Source organism: Acinetobacter sp. LF10, from assembly GCF_048585715.1.
Taxonomy (GTDB): Bacteria; Pseudomonadota; Gammaproteobacteria; order Pseudomonadales; family Moraxellaceae; genus Acinetobacter.
The window spans coordinates 2,164,824-2,182,408 of the sequence record NZ_CP184160.1; the positions used below are offsets into that span (position 1 = coordinate 2,164,824).

Consider the following 17,585-nt stretch of genomic DNA (forward strand, 5'->3'; position numbering starts at 1 on the left):
TGTTCCTCAATTACTTTAGATCATTTGAATGTGAAGTTTCGCTATCTTGAGAGTTTTTAATCTCAATATCAAGTTCTACATCACCAGCATCAACATTTATACGTTGAATTTCACCATGTGGAATACTGACCTCTATTGGAGATCCGTAAAACCGGCTTTTTTCGTAATTATCTCTTGCGTGTTTAAGTAACACGACGATAACAGCCGCTACAGGCAAAGCAATCAGCATCCCTAAAAAACCACCCAGTTGAGCACCAGCTAGTACCGCAAATACAACGGCAACAGGAGATAGACCAATTTTGTCACCAAGTAAGAAAGGCTGCAAAATATATCCTTCGACCATTTGCCCAATCATAAATACAATACCCACTAAAAGTAACTGCATCCAATCAAGACCAAACTGGAATAATGAAGCAATCACGGCCGCGATAATACCAACACCAAAGCCTAGATAAGGGATAATACTGGCCAAACCAGCAATCATTCCAATAATTAAACCAACTTCCAAACCAATAATTTGCAGGCCAACGGCATACACTATTCCTAATAGCAGCATTACGAGGAACTGACCTTTAACAAACGCTCCAAGCACACTATGACATTCACGAACAATCACTAAGGTTGATTCTTCATATGGACGAGGTATTAAACGACGCATACTTTGCAACATTCTTTCCCAATCAAGTAAGAAATAGAATGAAATGATAGGAATCAAAATAAATACGCCACCTAATTGAATAAAATTCAAACCAGATTGTGCTAAACGTAAAGCCATGACTTGAATACTATCTGCACTGTAATTCGTTTGAATGTATTCCATAATTGCTTTAGAAATCTGTTCTGTATCCAACTCCATTGGGACAACATTAAAAGTATGGGATACCCAAGGTAGAAATGTCGCATTTACCCAATGTATACCTGCTGGAATACTATCTCGCGCATAGATTAATTGCTTCCAAACCAATGGGACAAGGAACCATAAAACAACTGTTAAGGTTACGCCAATCCCAACAAAGACGAGACTGATCGCCAACCAACGAGGTAATTTAATTTTTACAATGACATCTACAAGGGGACTAAAGAGATAGGCAATAAAAAAAGCGCCAACAAATGGTAATACAACTGGTTTTAATAGATACAACACCCAAAGTAGTAATGCGAGTCCTGCGAGGATAAAGATACGACGTAGTACCTGATCTTGCATAAAATCTAGCCTTTTTTCGTGTAATCGTTATAAATGGGAAAAAAATTTAATTAAAGATAGCATTTTCGAGCATAAATAACATAAGAGTTTCGTATATTCAGGTTATAATCTGCCGCCAATGCGGAGACTTCACTATGAGCAACTCAACTTCTACCCCAAATACTGGTTTAAGCTATAAAGATGCGGGCGTCGACATTGAAGCGGGCGACGCACTGGTCGATCGTATCAAATCAGTCGCAAAACGCACTACTCGTCCTGAAGTAATGGGCGGTCTTGGTGGTTTCGGTGCACTATGCAAAATTCCAAAAGGCTATGAAGAACCTGTATTGGTTTCTGGTACAGATGGTGTAGGTACAAAATTACGTTTAGCGTTAAACCTAAATCGCCATGACACAATTGGTCAAGACCTTGTGGCAATGTGTGTAAACGATTTACTCGTTTGTGGTGCTGAACCATTATTTTTCCTAGACTACTATGCAACAGGTCATTTGAATGTTGATGTTGCAGCAAATGTAGTAACGGGTATTGGTAAAGGTTGTGAACTTGCTGGCTGTGCACTTGTTGGTGGTGAAACTGCTGAAATGCCAGGTATGTATGAAGGCGAAGATTACGATCTTGCTGGTTTCGCTGTTGGTGTAGTTGAGCATAGTAAAATTATTGATGGCACTAAAGTAAAATCTGGTGATGTACTGATCGGTGTTGCATCAAGTGGTGCTCACTCTAATGGTTACTCATTACTACGTAAAATTTTAGATGTTAAGAACGTTGATTTAACTCAAATCGTTGATGGTCGCCCACTTGCCGATGTCGCAATGGAACCAACACGCATTTATGTAAAACCTGTTTTAGAACTTTGCAAACAAGTTGATGTGCATGCCATGGCTCATATCACTGGCGGCGGTTTACCAGGTAACTTACCTCGCGTTCTTCCAAATGGTGCGCAAGCTGTCATTGATGAATCAAGCTGGGAATGGTCTGAATTATTCCAGTTGTTACAACGTGAAGGTAATGTAGAACGCTTTGAAATGTATCGTACATTTAACTGTGGCGTTGGTATGGTAATCGCTGTTGATGCGAGCGAAGCTGATAAAGCAATCGACCTATTAAATACTCTAGGCGAAAAAGCATGGAAAATTGGTCATATCCAAGAAAATGCTGAATCAGTTGAAGGCGCAGACGAAAAAATTCGCGTGATCTTTGCATAATGAGAATTGCTGTACTTGTCTCAGGCAATGGTAGCAACTTACAAGCCCTGATAGATGCAAATCTATCGGGGCAAATCATTGGTGTACTCTCAAATAAAGCTAATGCCTATGCATTACAACGTGCTGAGAAAGCCAATATTGCAACCGCTGTTATTTCACATAAAGATTATCCAAATCGAGAAAGCTTTGACGATGCGATGCATCAGCAATTGCTTGCTTGGGAAATTGACTTAGTTATCCTTGCAGGTTTTATGCGTATTTTAACACCAAACTTTGTCAGCAAATGGCAAGGTAAAATGTTAAATATCCATCCCTCTCTCCTCCCTGTTTATAAAGGGATTAATACACATCAACGCGTATTAAATACTGGAGATCGCCTGCATGGTTGCACCGTTCATTTTGTCACTGCTGAACTTGATGCTGGACAAAGTATTGCGCAATCTGCAATTCAAGTAAGTTTGCATGATACTGTAGACAGCCTAGCGCAACGTGTACATAAGTTGGAACATTTTATCTACCCTCAAGTTGCAGAGTGGTTATGTAACGGTCAACTCACTTGGACAAACGGTCAAGCCTATTTCAATAAAAAACCTTTAGAACGACCAATTCAATTTGCTCAATTCTAAAAATAAAACGCATCTTCGGATGCGTTTTTTGAAAAATATAATTCTTAATTTTTAAATAATTAGATTCAAACCTAAAATGAGCACATCTGAATTTGTACTGAAAAATCATCTACATATAAAGCTTTGGACTCAAAGCTCTCCGATTTTACCTTTCACAGATATCCCACCGTCGTCTTCCTATCGCAAATACACAATTGTCCTCGAATTGTTTCAACCTCGTGGCGGAAGATTTCTCTATGGTTTACTGGGTGCAGAAGTGAATATAAATTTAGAAAATCGAGAAATTATCCTAGATTTAACAAACCGTAATTTAGAAAATCGTCTTTTTCAATCTGATTTTCTAAATGAACTTGATGAAGCAAAATATGGTTTGCCAATTGAATACGCTACAGAATTACAAAAATTTATATTAGAAATATCCAACCAGATGAAATTTAATGATTTATATAAAATAAACTTTTGTTTTGCTGCTCATAGTGATATTGGATCTAATATCAAAATTTTCAAATTTTTAGCATTATTAATCCTTCAATATATACAAAATAGTGAATTAACTTTAGATGATCTAAATCAAACACAAAAATTCTTAGATCAAAGCATATAAAACCCAAAGTATGTATTTAAGATAGATCGAAAATACATACTTTCTTATCGGCATGTTGCATTTAGAAATTAATCAAACTTCTAATTTTTTCCACAGTTTCAATCGGATGCTCTAATGGGAACATGTGTCCACCATTAACAACTGAAAAAGGAATACCCAATTTCCGTTTAGCAACTTGAGGAAGTTTTTCTTTTAAGAACACACTATCACGACCAACAACCAAATGAACAGGTACTCTAGGTTTTGGCATAGGTAACCACCACATCGAAGGTGTGGTTCTAAACATCGCAACTTCATCCACTTTCGGAATAGTTAAAGTCACTCCACCCTTCAGTGGATCATGAGTCAAAGCATGCTGAATATAAGCTTGGAAGCAATCTGCATCAAAATGTTGATAGAATCCTCTTGAACTCAACAGCTCTGCGGCTTGTTCACGAGACTCCCAATGATCACGGCGACGTACCGATAGACCTGCTGGTGTGATTTTATCGACCAATTTAGGCTTAAACACTTTAGCAAGATGAAAAGCAAAAGAAGCTTTACCAATAATAAATGGTGGATCAAGCATGATCACTTGAGAAAATAATTCAGGACGACGATAAGCCGCCATCAATGTCAATACAGAACCTAATGAATGCCCTAAACCAATGACTTTTCGACCTTGTGATTGCTGCACAATACTATCAATAATTTGATCAACTAAATGCCGCCACCCATGCGTAATTGGATAACGTTTATCAGTGCCAATCTCTGCAACATAAATAATGTCATATTGATCTTTTAACTGCTCAAATAGCTTCTGATAAACTTTAGAAGGAACACCATTGGCATGTGCAAAATGAATCAAAGGTTTCATAAGCTTGTCTTTTAATTTATGTGTTGATGGGTCGATTATCTCGCGCTGCAAATGCTTTGCAATTTAAAAGGGAGAACTGTCCAGTTACGTTTAAAATAAAAAAGGCTGTGAATGATCACAGCCTGAGTATGAACAATATATTTTTCAATAAAGCCAAGCTTTAATCGAAATACACGACTATCTATACATTATTGTATTTTTGCGTTTTGTTGGGTTTCCAATTGTGCTGTAAGAGAACTGCTAATCCCCTCACCAATTTTCGTACCCATACGCCCTAAAATAGACTCTAATGGATTACGTTGAACGGTATAATCCACTTTCTGATCTACTTTAAGATCACGCATCAACGTAGTAATACTACCACTACGATCTGCAATCCCAAGTGCAATCGCTTGCTCACCTGTCCAAAATAAACCAGAGAAAATTGCAGGATCATTCGATTTCAAACGTTTACCACGACCTTCTTTGACTGCATTAATAAAGTGTGTATGCACATTATCTAAAACCGCTTGTACATGTGCTTGCTGTGCAGGATTGATTGGTTTCGTCATGCTCAGAATATCTTTATTATTCCCAGAAGTTAAAGTACGGTCTTCAACACCTAGTTTTTGTGCTAAACCACTCAAACCATAATTCGGCATAATCACACCAATTGAACCAACCAAACTTGATGGATTGACAACAATCTCATCTGCCGCAGAAGCAATATAGTAAGCACCTGATGCACCCATATCACCAATCACAGCATAGACTTTTTTATCTGGATGTTGTTTTTTAAGGTAGCGAATCTCTTGCCAAATCTCATCAGATTGCACTGGTGAACCACCAGGAGAGTTAATATTTAGAACAACAGCTTTGCTTCCATTCGCCTCAAATGCACGATTTAATGCCTTATTGGTATCTTCGCTATTGACTGTAGATTGACTGCTTGACGAGTCAATTGTTCCAACAATATCAACAACAGCTAAATGGTCACTGCTAACATCCGTGGTTGATTTCTCTGCTGAGGTCGAACACCCTTTAGTCATTGCAATCAATACGATAAGTAAATATGCAAAACCTAAGCATTTAAAAAAGATGCTCCAACGGCGGCTACGACGTTGTTCTTCGACAGAAGCCAAAACAGCTTTTTCTAAAATCTGCCATTCTTTGCCTGTCACATTATTGCTATTTGTAGGTTCATTTTGTGGTTTTGGTGGCCAATCGGACATAAGATTCCAATCCAATGTATTGTAAAGTGAATTTATTATATACGCTGATTTATAGAAAACTGTTTAAATAACTTGTTTTAACTTATAATTATTTTATACGTTATACTCTCCTCTTGTAATTTTTTTAATGTTTGATATATGGCACACCCCAAATCAACAAATAGTAATTACCGTCTCATACAATTCCTGAGTCATCAACCACTTCAATTAGGTCGTTTTATCGCACGCTTTGTTGCGTTATTGCTCAATAGCTTCCAGCTTTCTAAACTCTCAAAAAGTATACAATTGAATTTACAGATCGTATTCCCTGAAGCATCTCAACAAGAAATAAATCAATTAAAAAAACAAGCAATTAAAAATGAACTAACCTCTTATTTTGAATTTGTGAGCATTTGGGGAGCTTCAAATGAGAAAAATATTCGGCGCATTTACAAAATTCATAATGAGCATTATTTTCACGAAGCCCTCGCAGAGAAAAAAGGACTTGTCCTGATTATGCCTCATTTGGGTACTTGGGAAGTGATGAATGCATGGCTATCTAAACATACTCAGATGACCATCCTTTATAAGCCTGTGAAAAATCCTGATGCTGATCGTTTTGTTCGTGATGCACGTAGCCGTAATCAAGCGAATTTAGTACCCACTGATGAAAGTGGAGTTCGTCAGATTTTTAAAGCATTAAAACAAGGTGGTACAACTGTTATTTTACCTGATCACACCCCTGATCACGGTGGTGAAATGATTAAGTATTTTGGTATTCCATTGGCATCGAGTAGTTTAAGCGCAAAGTTAATACAAAAAACAAAAGCACGAACTTTATTCCTTTATGCCTTGAGGAATGACCAAGGTGGATTCGACATGCATATCGAGCGTATCAATCCTCAAATTTATGAAGGTAATGCCGAAGATGGTACGCTTATTATTCATCAAACTTTGGAAAATTTAATCCAACGCCTTCCAATGCATTATCACTGGAGTTATAAACGATTCAGTGCAAACCCTAGCCTACACAAAATTTATGATATTGATGTCAACGAAGCTTTAGCAAAAGTTGCTGAAGTTCGTAAGCAAGAAAATATTCAGCTTTAATCCTATAAATATTGTGATATGAAAATATTACAATATTTAAGTTATTTTCTTTCCAACCATTTAATTTGTTGTCTTTGCTGCCTTAGCTCAACCTGACCATTTTCAAAAACAAAACGAATTGTCCCTGCTTCAGCCGTAGTTAACAATGGAATGTGTAGTGCCTGTAGACGATTTTTCAACTCTTGACTGGGATGACCATAACGATTATCAAACCCTGCCGAGGCAATCGCAAGCTTAGGTTTTAAAGTCGCTAAAAAATCATAAGCAGAACTATGTTTACTCCCGTGATGTCCCAAGATCAAAACATCTACTTTTAAATCGGGATATTGTTGCATTAATTTATATTCAGCCTCCCAACCTGCATCTCCCATGATTAAGAAGTTTTGATAAGGCTGGGCATTTAAAAACTGCAAATACACCACACAGGAATACTCATTTTGCTGATCCTTTGCATGAGTAAGCTCATCTGATTTAGGGGATAGAATTTCAACTTTTAGATTTTGATAGGACCAATGCTGACCTTGCTGACAAAATGAGAAATTATTTTTGAACTGCATTTTTTGGTCATATTCATTTGACTGTACTTGAGATATTTCAAAGTTTTTTTGAATAATAGGAAAAGCACCACTATGGTCTTGATCAAGATGAGATAAGATTAAATGGTCGATATGGCGTACACCTTGTTGCCGTATAAATGGAATAACAACCCGCTCTCCTAAACTAAATTTATTTTCATTGTAAGAGCCTCCTGTATCAATCATAAAGATTTGTTCGGGATGTTGTAAAAATACAGCTTGCCCTTGTCCAACATCTAAAATATTTAAAACCGTAGGTTGAGTCTTTACACCTATACATATAGGTAAAAAACAAATTAATGCCCAAGCTTTAGGAATCGTCCCCCTCGGCATAAATAAAATAAGCATACCAAGGGTTAGAGATACCATCATTAAGGGTGTATAACTTACCCCATATAAATGCGGTGCAATATGTTGCAAGATGTCTAAAATTGACATCAATATAGATAATAAAAAATCATTAATTTGAAATAAAAACTGTCCTAATTCAGGAATGATGAGCCAAATACATGCAGCCAAAATATCCAATGGCACAACGACGCCACCAAGTAAAGGAATTGCAATTAAGTTACTTATAGGTGCAATCCAAGAAACTTGCTGAAAGAAAATCAAGACTAATGGTAATAAGGCGATAAAGATCTTAGATTGCGATTCAACCAAAACTTTAGCAGCTAAAAATATTTTTTGAGTCCACGTAATAGGCTGATCTTGCGGTAATTGTGCAATGGTTTGATAAACTCTAAGTAGAATAAAACACGCACCATATGACAGCCAAAAACCAGCGGATAGAATACTAAAAGGATCAAAAAGTAATAATATACTGGCACTATAGATCAATAAGCTAAATGGGCGAATCGATTGACGAAAGAAGAGAAAAATACTTGCAAGCAAAGCAGTCAATAAAGTTCTGATTGCTGGAATCTCAAAACCAACAAATGCCACATACACCAGAACACTGAGTAAAAATGGCAATAATAATAAAATTTGTCTAGGCTGCCATAAGTATAAATGTGGACAGTAATGCTGTATGAGACGTTGTATCAACCAAGACAACATTAATGCAAAAATCAACACATGTGGACCAGAAATCGCTAACAAATGCGAAATTCCAAGCTGTTGAAATTGTTGTTTCAATGTATTGGATAACAGGCTTTCATCACCTGTTAGCAAGGCTAAAAGTAAACCTTTGTGCTGAAGCTTAGATGCTTGTAACATTTGCCGAAATTCTAAACGTTTCATCTCAACGCTTAATAAAAATTTAGCAGAAAAGCTTTGCTGTTGCTTTAAGTGACCTTGATAACCCAAACGGTAAATTTCATCAAAGCTTAAAGGTTGAATAAATTGCACTGAAAATGCAGACATTATATTTTGCTGCAAAAACCATTTTTCCTGATCAAATGCACCCACAACAGCATAACTATGCGCTGGTTTAATTTGACCATGAACTCGATAATAATGACCTAACTTTAAGCTTTGCTTCTGATTAAACTGATATTTGTCTTGTTTTAAATAAAGTAACCAGTTAACAGGTTGCTTATGTCGATTAAGTACTTCAGCAATTTGTTTATGACCATCATCACTCAATTCATCTATGCTTTTAATATAAACAATTGCTTCATAGGATTGTGATTGAAACTCTTTTAATTGCAGTCTTTGTTCTAATGCGGAATCTGCAAAATGATATCCTGTTGTAAACAATCCCCAGCTTGCACTGAGTAAAATAAGTGCTTTATAAAAAGGTCGATAAAAATAGGATTCTTTCTTGTATATGCAAAAGCTAAAGATCAGGATTGCAATAGCCAACCAAATCCACCATGTCAGCTCGATAAAATCAAGATGAAATCCCATGACTGCAATACCAGCAATCCAGCCCAATAAAATAATTTTTAACATGTAATTTTTTAATTAAGTTTTTGATTTTTCTGAACGCAAAATTAAAGCCCGTTTTCAGGGCTTTAACAAGAGATTAAAGAAAATAAATTATTTTGGATCAATCCATAAACCATCTTGCATATGCAAAATCGAATCTGCTGATTGAGCCAATTGCTCATCATGAGTCACGATTAACATCGCCATATTCAGCTCTTTTTTGAGATCAGTCAGCAATTCAAAAATACTCAATGCTGTTTTACGATCTAAATTACCAGTTGGTTCATCTGCTAATACAACTGCAGGTTTCGTCACTAATGCACGCGCCAAAGCCACACGTTGACGCTCACCGCCCGATAATTCACCGGGTTTATGATCTAAACGATGCGATAAACCGACACGATCAAGTAGATATTCTGCTTGTCTTTTAACATCCTTATAACTACTTTCACTACGTAGCATCAAAGGCATGGCTACATTTTCTAAAGCAGAAAACTCAGGCAACAAATGGTGAAATTGATAAACGAAACCTAAATATTGATTACGCTTATAACCACGCTCTGCTTCGCCTAAATTATCAAAACGCTGCCCTTGTAAAAAAACTTGACCTTGCGAAGGTTGCTCTAGACCACCAAGCGCATGTAATAACGTACTTTTACCTGAACCACTAGAACCGACAATGGAAACAAATTCGCCTGCTTTTACTTGAAGTGATAAACCTTTAATCACTTCAACTTTGCTTTTACCATCATCAAAATGCTTATAAATATCTTTGGCTTCTAAGACGATCTTACTCATAACGTAATGCCTCAGCAGGTTGAACTTTGGCTGCACGTAATGCAGGATAAATTGTCGCCAAAAAGCTCATCAATAATGAAACAGTAACAATTACCGTAACATCTTGCCATCTGAGATATGAAGGCAGATAGTGAACAAAATAGGCATCAAACAAGTTCAAACCTAGAGCAGTATTGAACCAAGAAATAATATCACTAATGGTCAATGCTAAAGTTACACCTAACACTGTTCCTGCAATCGTTCCAATGACACCAATCACTGTGCCTTGTACCATAAAAATTTTAGTGATCATGGACGGTGAAGCACCTAGAGTTCGCAGAATCGCAATATCAGATTTTTTATCTGTTACGACCATCACTAAAGATGAAACGATATTAAATGCAGCAACCACAATAATCAGAACAAGAAGTAAACCCACTAAGGTTTTTTCCATCTGAATCGCATTGAAAAGATTACCGTGCGTATACGTCCAATTCGATGCGTAGAAATTACTTGGTAGTTGTTTCACGATATCATCTGCAACCGATGGTGCAGCGAAAATATCATCTAACTTTAACCGCACACCTTGTGCACCATCAGGTAAACGCAAAAGTGTTGATGCATCATTTAAGGCGATATAACCCACCATCGAATCAACTTCTGCACCTACACTAAAAATCCCAACCACTTTAAAACGTTTAAAGCGTGGCACAACACCTGCTGGTGATGGTGTAGCTTCTGGCAGAACTAAGGTGACATTGTCATTTAAACCAAGACCAAGTGCATCGGTCATATCCTTGCCTAGAACAATACCAAACTCGCCTTTCTTCAAAGCATTTAAATCACCTGAGACCATATGGTTTTGGATAATTGAAACCTTCTTTTCATATTCAGGTTCAATTCCTGTCACCATAATCCCAGCAACTTGCCCCTGCGCTGTCAACATCCCTTGTAATTGGGTAAAAGGTGCAACGCCAGTAACATGTGGATGATGCTCAACTCTTTTTACAAGCTCAGGCCAATCTGTTAAAATTTGAGTAGAAGAAACTGTTGCTTGTGGAACCATCCCTAGAACACGATTTTTTAATTCACGATCAAATCCATTCATAACAGAAAGTACTGTAATAAGGACAGCAACGCCAAGGGTTAAACCGATCATGGAAACCAAGGCAATAAAAGAAATAAAATGATTACTTCGCCGAGCACGAGTGTATCTCAACCCTATATACAGCGAAATTGGCTTAAACATACCATCTAGTCCGAGGTGATTTATTATGGAAAATTCACAACATCAGCTTGTTGAGGACAACTCTGAACGTCGAGTGATGTCTCGTATTGATGCTGTGTTAAGAATCAACTATCAAGTCATTCCTGACGACGTTGCGCTGAATGATCCTTATGATTCTCACTTTGTATTGCCACGCTATTTTCTACTACTTGCTGAATTAGATCAATTTGATCATGCATTTCGCTACGAATTAGAACAATTAAATGAAAAAGATCAACAAATTGCTCGCATATTATCCCTTTTCAATCAAAAACTGAATCTGATTACTGGGTCTTTTTACGACAATATCGTGCAATCCCTACTACCAGTACCTGAACAAGTTAACTTTTCCGAGAATGGCTTGAGCTTCTTCAGCTCACAATATCTTAATGAAGGAACCTACATTCATATTACGTTGAGTCATCCTGAAAACTACTTTCATATCGCAGCAACTGCTCAAGTTGCTTACAGCTCAGCAGATGAACAAGGTAAATTCCGTATTGGTGCTTATTTCATTACCCTTAATCCACAAGATCGTGCCAAATTAGCGGAAAGTATTCAAGAATCACAACAAACTGAGAGCAATCCAAATTAAATATGAAAACGTCGTTTTCATATTTTCAAACGGCGATAGGTATTAAAATCTTTATAAAAATAAACACACAAACCTAATAGAATGATGCTTGCCCCAACAAAAACCTGTGCAGACAACTGTTCATGATTGAGGTAAGCACCTATGAGTATTGCCAACATTGGGGTCATCACCGTCGTCAGTGACAAGGTGGTGGCTTTCAAATTTTGTACCAACTTAAAATAACAAAACATCGCAATTAATGAAGCCATTACAACAGTATAAGTCAATGCTAACAATGATTTTGTCGAAGGAAAATGCGTTGGTGCATGTTGCCAAATCCAAGGGAGTAATAATATGGCTAAGATTGTTGAAACCAAAATTGAACCAGTTGCTTGAGCCATCGGTTGGACATCAGCATTGATTTTTTTCACCAGAAAAATAGAAAGCGAATATGCAAAAACACTCATCAGCATGAAAACAATACCTATCGGCTGCACATGCTTTTGACTTCCACTCAGACAAATCATCGCTAATCCAATAATTGAGGTTCCCATCCCCAACCACTGCAAACTCGCTAACTTTTGTTGAAAACCAAATCTTCCAATCAGCCCAGCCATGATCGGAGCTAAGCCAAACATCAATGCAATCAACCCAGAACTTAAATAAGGTGTTGCAGCATAAGTAAAAATTTGGGAACCGATCAAGCTTAAAGAACCTGCGATATAACTCAATAACGCGACTCTATGTCTTGGAAATTCGATTTTTAACAGTAGCAATACAAGCACTGCCAAAGGCAAAGCGATAAAGAAGCGTAAAACCAATGCCCACATTGGGTGTAGATCGGCCACACTCCACACAATTGCTAAAGGTGTGGTCGCCCAAATAAACACAAGCAAACCATAAGTGAGCATTAAATTAATACGTGATGGCATATTCAGCTCAAGAAGCAGTTTTGCGCTTTTGTTTGAAAATCGTTTGATCTAAAGAACTCGAAAACTCACGTTTATCTCGTTCTGAAATAGGCGGTGGTCCTCCTGTTTGGACACCTGCTCCACGCAAAGTATCCATAAAGTCACGTAAATGCAGACGTGCTTTGACATTTGCTGTCGTATAGACTTCACCCCGAGGATGAATTGCGATTCCACCTTTTTCAATCACTTGTGCAGCAAGTGGAATATCTTGTGTAATGACAATATCATTTTCATGCATACGCTCAATGATTTCTTTGTCTGCTTGATCTGCCCCACTCATTACCTGAATCGAATTAATCCGTAGAGATGGCGTAATCCCAACATTCTGATTAGCGACAAAGGTAACTTCTAACTGATAACGATCAGACGCACGTAAAATCACTTCACGTAAAATTTTAGGTAAAGCATCCGCATCTACCCATAATTTAAATGGCAGCACGTTGGCACAAGCTCATAAAAATAAAAATATAGTGTAGCAGATTACGGTAAAAGTAGAGTTAGCATCATTCGACTAATTGCTGTTATCCATTTGATTGATTAGATTTGAGATCAAAAACAGAAATTTGAATTAATTTTTAATGAATTACATATCCAGACTTGAAAAATGGATGTTACCCTCGATTTAATAGAATAAGTTCAATCTTTTTAGCATCATGCTTTATGAAAAATCAAAACAGTCCAGAAACCATTAAAATTCAAGATAAAAATTTCGGTAATCATGTTGAGCATTGGAACTTACTGACAGATACACCTGAAACTGATGTTCCCAAATGGTTAGGATTGGCACTTGATGCACCTGTCATGCCGATGGGCCTATGTGAAGATGAACAAGAGATGGATCAAGCATTTTGGTTGATTCAGGGACCCAGTGGTCAAGCAATATCTATTAATCAAATTATTGCGGTTGAAAATCAAAAACCACGCGCATTAAAAACAGCCTTCCCAAGTTTTGAAAGCCCATATAAATATGAGGCAAATATTGAGCGTATTATTACCTGTAATTCGGCTACCCAAGCCGTATTACGTCTAAGCTTAAATAAAAATACGGTTATTTACGCATTTGATAATTTATTCAGTGTGAATAATGCTCAATATGATCAAAATCAAACTTATCAAGTTCAATTTAATGCTTGGGCATATGAATTAGAAACTGTTGCTGAAAATGAGAAAATCATTGTTGATGACCCTGCATCGATTAAACATCATCGTGCTTTAAATGCTATTTTGGCTGAACATAATGGTGTTGCACCAGAAAACTTACAAGAGCTGATTAACGACTGGCAACCACAAACACCTGAAGATCACGAACCTGTAACCGTTGATTTTTCTAAAATGGTGGCATATTTGTATGGTGAAACATTAGGTCAAGAAGATGAAGCTTGGTTCCAAGGTAATATCGTTGGCAAAACAACCATGCAATTTATGCAAGATGAATATACACTGTATGATGTGACCTTAGTTTTAGAAGATGATTTACCTGCAATTTTAATTCGAATTGCAACAAAAAATGATTTGTATAAAAACTTTAACATTGGCGAATATATTCGCGGCAACCTATGGATTCAGGCGAATATTTATGCTAAAACTGGTATAAAGTGACAAAAAATCACATAAATTGCATTTCTAGGCGTTCTAATGAAAATTATACCAGAACAAACGACCACCAGTCTGCTTCATGCAAGTGATCACGGGCTTAAACTTGATGTTGGCGCATTTTGCTTTTTTTTGTTAGGTATGTTTCTAGCTGCGCTCATTTTTCATCATATTGGCTTATTCTGATTATTAGACCAAGATTATATGTATAAAAAAGCTCTCAATGATGAGAGCTTTTTTTATACTTTATTGCTTAACCATGACGTTTCGCGAACTCATCCATAAAGTTAACTAATGCCTGTACACCTTCTAATGGTACAGCATTGTAAATACTGGCACGCATACCACCCACAGAGCGATGACCTGCTAAGTTAAGTAAATGGCTTTGCTCAGCTTCTTTTAAGAAAAGTTTCTCAAGTGCTTCATCTGCAAGCGTGAATGGCACATTCATCATTGAACGATTTGGAATCGCGATTGGGTTATTATAAAAATTACTAGAATCAATATAACCATAGAGTAATTTTGCTTTTTCTTGGTTGACTTGATACATGGCATCTACACCACCCTGTTCAAGTAACCATTCAAATACGAGACCTGATAAGTACCATGCATAAGTCGCAGGTGTATTCACCATTGAATCATTCTTGGCTTGGTCTGAATATTTCAAGATACTTGGAATTTCAGGTTTTGCTTGATCTAATAAATCATCACGCACAATAACGATTGTTAAACCTGCTGGGCCAATATTCTTTTGTGCTCCAGCATAAATTAAACCAAATTTGCTGACATCTAATGGCGCAGACAAAATGCTTGAAGAAAAGTCACATACCAACGGCGTATTAACGTCTGGTACACCTGCAAATTGTAGACCACCAATTGTTTCATTATCCGCATAGTGCACATAAGCAGCATCATTTGAAAGATTCCAAATGCTTTGCTCAGTAATGGCATGTTTTCCATCAATGAACGTACCCGCTTCAATTACATTGATATCTCCATAACGTTTTGCTTCTTTCAACGCTTTTTCAGACCAAATACCAGTATGAATATAATCAGCTTTCGCATTCTTGCCGAGCAAGTTTAAAGGAATTGCTGAAAATTGAAGCGATGCTCCACCTTGTAAGAACAATACTTTATAGTTCTCAGGAATGTTCATGAGCTTACGCAAATCCGCTTCAGCTTTTTCCGCGACAGCAACATAGTCACTACTACGATGACTCATTTCCATGATCGACAAACCTTTACCTTGCCAATCCAACATTTCTTGTTGAGCTTTCTCTAAAACGGCAGTAGGTAATGCAGCAGGACCAGCGCAGAAATTATAAGCACGCATGAGTTTTCCCTTGTCAAAGTGAAACAAATTGAAATGGGGATTTAATCATAGATTAGCGAAGGTTGCAGCAGCTTATCGAGTAAATATTTAAATTTTAGTGCAAAAAACATATAAATTTTTTAATCTGCTTTTGATTATTTTGATGCATTTTATTCACTGATCACAGTTTAAATCCCATTCTTCTTTATAGATTAAAAACTCTATTTTTTACAAATTCAATACACCAATTGAAGTGATATAACTATTTAATTAAAAACATAATATTTCAATTTTATAAAAATAATTTAGACTATCCGAGGATATTATTAAATTGCGACATGCTCTTATGTTGAAACGACATGATCGACCGAGCCTTCAGCTCAAACGGTTTCCAAAACAGCTCAGCCTATGTATGAGCCTGATTAGTTGTACCCTATTTTCATTACCATCATTTGCTCAGACCTTCAGTTATAGCCAAGCTGAACAATATGTCGTGCAAAATGCTTATAGTTCTCAAGCGCAACAAGCCTTACAGCAAGCATCGCAATTAGAAATGGAAGCTGTTAAAAATTTAGGCTTACCAAGAATTGATTTAAATGCTCGAGCCTATGCATTTCATAGTGAAACGAGCGTGCCTCTTGAATCAAGTAAACGTCGTTTAGAAAACTCATTAACAAATGGTTTTGATGAAAAATTATCTCAATGGCAAAATGTATTACCTCCCGAAGCCATCGATCAGGTCAGCCAAGGTTTTGATCAAGTTGTTAGCGATGGTTTAAATAAAGTTCCAAATAACTTAGATGTCACTGTTGAAGATCATGATGTTCGTACTTCAGTTTCAATGGTTATGCCGCTATATACAGGTGGAAAAATTAATAGCGCTAAACAAATCGCCACCATTCAAGCAAAACGCTCAAATATTAGTGAAAAACAACAGCAAGATACACAACGTTTCGAAATGATTCAGGCTTATTTCAATGTGCAATTACAACAACAATTAGCCAAGTCAGCACTATTTAATTTGAATGCCATGCAAGAACATTATAACAATGCGCTAAAACTTGAAAAACAAGGTTTTATTAACAAGGGACAGCGTATGCAATTTGAAGTTGCACGCAATAATGCTGAACGTACTTACCAAAATGCACAGTCTAATTTAAAAGCGAGCGAATTTAGTTTACAGAATCTATTACAAACCAAAGAAAGTGTCAGTCTAAGCACCCCACTTTTTGTGAATTTAACTCAGAATCATTCTTTGGATAAATTGCTTGCAAATTATGATCAGAACTCAAGTTTGATTAAAAAACTACAAATAGATACTGAATTAGCCAATGAAAATGTGAAAGTTCAACAAGCCTCTAAAAAACCAAGTGTTTTTGCTTTTGGAGAATACGGCTTAGATAGCAAAGAAAATTGGATTGTTGGTGTGATGGCAAAATACAATTTATTCTCAGGTATAGACAATAATAAAAATATCCGTGCAGCAGAGCTCAAAAAATATGCAGCAGAGCTTATGACTGAACGGACAAAACAAGAAGTCGAAAATGTACTGTATAAATCCTATAGTGAATTAAGTTCTTCGCAAAATAGTCATCAATTACTCTCGCAGAATACCAAAGCAGCACAAGAGAATTTACGCATTCAACAACTCTCATTTAAAGAAGGTATGGGCACTGCAACGCAAGTGATTGATGCACAAAATGCTTTGAGTGCTTTAAAAACTGAAATGGCACTTAACTCATATAAATATATTTTATCTTTAGCTACCTTATTACAAAGCTATGGTTCTATTGATGAATTTAAGCTTTACGTTAATCAACCACGTACTGACTATATCCGCTAATTGGAGAAA

17 protein-coding genes are annotated in these 17,585 nt (G+C 36.7%); 8 read left to right on the forward strand and 9 right to left on the reverse strand.

All coding sequences use genetic code 11. The features are described 5' to 3' along the window. Window positions 1-10: 10 nt before the first annotated feature. Window positions 11-1,204 carry a chloramphenicol efflux transporter CxpE gene (cxpE, locus tag ACN19N_RS10560; protein WP_420001288.1) on the reverse strand — a complete coding sequence of 398 codons (1,194 nt, stop codon included), beginning with the start codon at window positions 1,202-1,204 and terminating at the stop codon, window positions 11-13. Between the two features lie 134 nt (window positions 1,205-1,338). Here cxpE and purM point away from each other — a divergent pair, with 134 nt between their 5' ends. The 3 genes from purM (at window position 1,339) to ACN19N_RS10575 (ending at window position 3,639) form a co-directional block, all read left to right on the forward strand. Further along, window positions 1,339-2,409, forward strand: a complete 1,071-nt coding sequence (gene purM / locus ACN19N_RS10565; RefSeq protein ID WP_269238247.1) for a phosphoribosylformylglycinamidine cyclo-ligase — start codon at window positions 1,339-1,341, stop codon at window positions 2,407-2,409. Beyond that, window positions 2,406-3,035 (forward strand): phosphoribosylglycinamide formyltransferase, encoded by a 630-nt coding sequence (purN, locus tag ACN19N_RS10570; RefSeq protein ID WP_269230421.1) that lies wholly within the window; start codon window positions 2,406-2,408, stop codon window positions 3,033-3,035. The genes purM and purN overlap by 4 nt, the downstream gene beginning before the upstream one ends. A 76-nt stretch (window positions 3,036-3,111) precedes the next feature. Next, window positions 3,112-3,639, forward strand: coding sequence for a hypothetical protein (locus tag ACN19N_RS10575; RefSeq protein ID WP_420001289.1), 528 nt, complete (start codon window positions 3,112-3,114; stop codon window positions 3,637-3,639). Window positions 3,640-3,700: 61 nt separating this feature from the next. Here the strand turns inward: ACN19N_RS10575 and ACN19N_RS10580 are convergent, their stop codons facing one another. Continuing rightward, window positions 3,701-4,495 (reverse strand): alpha/beta fold hydrolase, encoded by a 795-nt coding sequence (locus tag ACN19N_RS10580; RefSeq protein WP_420001290.1) that lies wholly within the window; start codon window positions 4,493-4,495, stop codon window positions 3,701-3,703. A gap of 188 nt (window positions 4,496-4,683) precedes the next feature. Further along, the gene (gene sppA, locus ACN19N_RS10585) at window positions 4,684-5,706 is read right to left on the reverse strand and encodes a signal peptide peptidase SppA (protein WP_293741571.1); all 1,023 of its coding nucleotides are present in this window, start codon (window positions 5,704-5,706) and stop codon (window positions 4,684-4,686) included. Window positions 5,707-5,844: 138 nt separating this feature from the next. On the opposite strand from sppA, the gene ACN19N_RS10590 reads away from it, so the two are divergent. After that, window positions 5,845-6,795, forward strand: coding sequence for a lysophospholipid acyltransferase family protein (locus ACN19N_RS10590; protein ID WP_420001291.1), 951 nt, complete (start codon window positions 5,845-5,847; stop codon window positions 6,793-6,795). A 41-nt stretch (window positions 6,796-6,836) separates the two neighbouring features. On the opposite strand, the gene ACN19N_RS10595 is transcribed toward ACN19N_RS10590, so the two are convergent. The 3 genes from ACN19N_RS10595 to ACN19N_RS10605 form a co-directional block, all read right to left on the reverse strand. Beyond that, window positions 6,837-9,263 carry a DNA internalization-related competence protein ComEC/Rec2 gene (locus tag ACN19N_RS10595; RefSeq protein ID WP_420001292.1) on the reverse strand — a complete coding sequence of 809 codons (2,427 nt, stop codon included), beginning with the start codon at window positions 9,261-9,263 and terminating at the stop codon, window positions 6,837-6,839. Window positions 9,264-9,350: 87 nt separating this feature from the next. Continuing rightward, window positions 9,351-10,037: a lipoprotein-releasing ABC transporter ATP-binding protein LolD gene (gene lolD / locus ACN19N_RS10600; protein WP_269229935.1), complete on the reverse strand. Its 687-nt coding sequence runs from the start codon at window positions 10,035-10,037 to the stop codon at window positions 9,351-9,353. Then, window positions 10,030-11,265, reverse strand: coding sequence for a lipoprotein-releasing ABC transporter permease subunit (locus ACN19N_RS10605; protein ID WP_004661120.1), 1,236 nt, complete (start codon window positions 11,263-11,265; stop codon window positions 10,030-10,032). Before ACN19N_RS10605 ends, lolD begins: the two co-directional genes overlap by 8 nt. Before the next feature lie 25 nt (window positions 11,266-11,290). Here ACN19N_RS10605 and ACN19N_RS10610 point away from each other — a divergent pair, with 25 nt between their 5' ends. Then, window positions 11,291-11,878 carry a PilZ domain-containing protein gene (locus tag ACN19N_RS10610; RefSeq protein ID WP_293741579.1) on the forward strand — a complete coding sequence of 196 codons (588 nt, stop codon included), beginning with the start codon at window positions 11,291-11,293 and terminating at the stop codon, window positions 11,876-11,878. A gap of 17 nt (window positions 11,879-11,895) precedes the next feature. Here the strand turns inward: ACN19N_RS10610 and ACN19N_RS10615 are convergent, their stop codons facing one another. Beyond that, entirely contained in the window at window positions 11,896-12,789 is an 894-nt protein-coding gene (locus ACN19N_RS10615) for a DMT family transporter (RefSeq protein ID WP_269229933.1), read from the reverse strand. Between the two features lie 7 nt (window positions 12,790-12,796). Beyond that, window positions 12,797-13,267, reverse strand: a complete 471-nt coding sequence (locus tag ACN19N_RS10620; protein ID WP_420001293.1) for a YaiI/YqxD family protein — start codon at window positions 13,265-13,267, stop codon at window positions 12,797-12,799. Between the two features lie 221 nt (window positions 13,268-13,488). On the opposite strand from ACN19N_RS10620, the gene ACN19N_RS10625 reads away from it, so the two are divergent. Beyond that, window positions 13,489-14,427 carry a hypothetical protein gene (locus tag ACN19N_RS10625; protein ID WP_420001294.1) on the forward strand — a complete coding sequence of 313 codons (939 nt, stop codon included), beginning with the start codon at window positions 13,489-13,491 and terminating at the stop codon, window positions 14,425-14,427. Between the two features lie 36 nt (window positions 14,428-14,463). Next, window positions 14,464-14,607 (forward strand): hypothetical protein, encoded by a 144-nt coding sequence (locus ACN19N_RS10630; RefSeq protein WP_018677158.1) that lies wholly within the window; start codon window positions 14,464-14,466, stop codon window positions 14,605-14,607. 67 nt (window positions 14,608-14,674) lie between these two features. Here the strand turns inward: ACN19N_RS10630 and serC are convergent, their stop codons facing one another. Continuing rightward, window positions 14,675-15,754 (reverse strand): 3-phosphoserine/phosphohydroxythreonine transaminase, encoded by a 1,080-nt coding sequence (gene serC / locus ACN19N_RS10635; RefSeq protein ID WP_420001295.1) that lies wholly within the window; start codon window positions 15,752-15,754, stop codon window positions 14,675-14,677. Between the two features lie 325 nt (window positions 15,755-16,079). Here serC and ACN19N_RS10640 point away from each other — a divergent pair, with 325 nt between their 5' ends. Beyond that, window positions 16,080-17,576: a TolC family protein gene (locus ACN19N_RS10640; RefSeq protein ID WP_269229930.1), complete on the forward strand. Its 1,497-nt coding sequence runs from the start codon at window positions 16,080-16,082 to the stop codon at window positions 17,574-17,576. The last annotated feature ends 9 nt before the right edge of the window (window positions 17,577-17,585 follow it).